Here is a 544-nt window from a genome sequence, read left to right on the forward strand (position 1 = left end):
CCGGCGTACTTGAACGATCCTTTGGCGCAGTTGCCGGCGACGTCAGTGAGGTCGGCGTCGTCGAAGACGACCGCGGGGGCGTTCCCGCCGAGTTCCATATGCAGATTGACCATGCCGCTCTCGCGGGCGACGTGTTTGCCCGCGCCCGAGGAGCCGGTCATCGCGATCGCGTTGATTCGGTCGTCGCCGGAGAGGATATCGCCGATCTCGCTCGCGTCGCCGGGGACGAAGTTGAACGCGCCGTCGGGGATCCCGTCGACATCAGCGATGACGTCGGCGAGGATCGCCGCGGAGATGGGCGTCTTGCTCGCGGGCTTGAGCAGGACGCTGTTGCCGGCCGCGAGCGCGGGCGCGACCTGCAGCGCCGTCGTGGCAAGCGGGTAGTTGTACGGCGTGATACACAGTACCGCGCCGATCGGCTCGTGTTTGACGATCGCCTGCCACCCCTCGTGGCCGGCCGTCGATCCCTCGCGGTACTCGCCCTTGCTGACGATATTGCGCGCCTCCTCGGCCGCTCGATCGAAGCGCTCGGCCGCCTGACCGA

The 544-nt window shown here is 68.0% G+C and carries 1 protein-coding gene; it reads right to left on the reverse strand.

Annotated elements, in window-relative coordinates:
- Window positions 1-544 (reverse strand): aldehyde dehydrogenase family protein (locus tag LDH66_RS22825; protein WP_226483376.1); only part of this gene is annotated, 544 nt, incomplete at both ends.

Source organism: Natrinema amylolyticum, from assembly GCF_020515625.1.
In the GTDB taxonomy this organism is placed as follows: domain Archaea; phylum Halobacteriota; class Halobacteria; order Halobacteriales; family Natrialbaceae; genus Natrinema; species Natrinema amylolyticum.